A 1379-nucleotide genomic window follows, 5' to 3' on the forward strand; every position below is an offset into this window, starting at 1 on the left:
AGCGCATCCGCACCGACACCAGCCACTACAATACCTACCTCAACGACGGACTTCCCAAAGAGCCCGTATGCGTGGTCTCTCGCGATGCGATACGAGCCGTTTTCGCGCCCGCAAAGAGCGAGTATCTGTATTTTATGCGAAATAAAAAGACCGGGCTTCACGATTTTGCGCGTACGCAAGCCGAGCACGAGCGCAACATAAAGGCGCAGAGGTAAAATTTAAGGCCGTTTCGGCATTAAATTTAAAAAACGAGATTTTGCAGGCGGATAGGTTTAAATTTAACTCGTCAAGCTTGCCTAATCTTTGGTTGTCGCCGATAAACTGGACTTAGGATATTTTCCCGATAATCGTATTTTTTTGAAAATTATTTACTAAAAATTTTTGGTTGGTTATTTTACATTTATCAAATAAACACGAGAAATATTTCGTCGATAAGTCGTCTAATCTCGTTCCGCGAAAATCGCAACCGATAAATTTGCAATTATCGTAAACCGCATTTACTTGTCCGACGCTACGGAAATCTACCTTTTGAAAAACGGTATTTTCAAAACTAACGTTTTTTCGTAGGCCTATTCTCGCATTTGAAAAATCGCACTGAATAAATTTCGCATCCCTAACCGACAAACCGTCAAAAATCGCTCCGCCCAGGTTCTCGCCGCATACCGAAATATCGCGCAATTCGTTATTTATAAAAAGATTTTTCATTTTGTATTTCCTTTGCGTGCGTAAAATTTCATAGCGGCGCTAAGCTTTGGCGGTAAATTTGTCTATAAACTGCAAAAACTAGACGCCGCCCGCGCAAAAACAATAACTCGTCTTTTCCTTTGCGCCGCCTTTTGCGGATATTTTTAGCCTCTTTAAGCTGCCGCTAACGGGTCTTCGCCGAAGCTATTTGCCCCTACCATGCCGCGTGTAGCAAACCATATTATTAAAACGATATGGCCGATGATCGGAATAAAAAAGAGCAGCACCCACCAGCCGCTTTTGTTTAGGTCGTGAAGTCTTCTGACGCAGACTGCGAGGTTGGGTAACAAAAGGGCTAAGCCCGCAAGGCTAAAGATGATCCCCGGTATTTCGTATATGACCGATATGCTTAGATCTACGCAAAGGGCCAGCGCGCCTACTAATAGATTAAAGGTTGCAAACCACCAGTACTCCGACCTAGGCGCTCTGCCGTCAAACTTTACGTAGCCGTTAAGGCAGCTTTTTACCGATTCGGCAAAGATCATATTTTATCCTTTTAAACAACTTAATCCGCTAAAATAGGCCTAGCATGCGATCAAAGCGCGCCTGAAAAGCTAAATTGAAAGAATTACCACTTCTATTTTTAGCTCGACGCCAAACTGCTCCAAAACGCGCTCGCGGGCTAAATTTATGAG

The 1379-nt window shown here is 43.6% G+C and carries 2 protein-coding genes; one reads left to right on the plus strand and one right to left on the minus strand.

Features of this window, described 5'->3' with window-relative positions; genetic code table 11:
• A partial coding sequence (locus Q0314_RS05625; RefSeq protein WP_298057412.1) for an endolytic transglycosylase MltG occupies positions 1-215 on the plus strand: 215 nt, incomplete at its 5' end.
• A gap of 642 nt (positions 216-857) precedes the next feature.
• Here the strand turns inward: Q0314_RS05625 and Q0314_RS05630 are convergent.
• Entirely contained in the window at positions 858-1229 is a 372-nt protein-coding gene (locus Q0314_RS05630) for a DUF805 domain-containing protein (protein WP_298057413.1), read from the minus strand.
• Positions 1230-1379 lie beyond the last annotated feature (150 nt).

It is taken from the genome of uncultured Campylobacter sp. (assembly GCF_938040115.1).
GTDB lineage: Bacteria > Campylobacterota > Campylobacteria > Campylobacterales > Campylobacteraceae > Campylobacter_A.

Coding starts and splice junctions, on each gene's coding strand:
- Q0314_RS05630 (WP_298057413.1), bottom strand. CDS start 1,229: ATGATCTTTGCCGAATCGGTAAAAAGCTGCCTTAACGGCTACGTAAAG.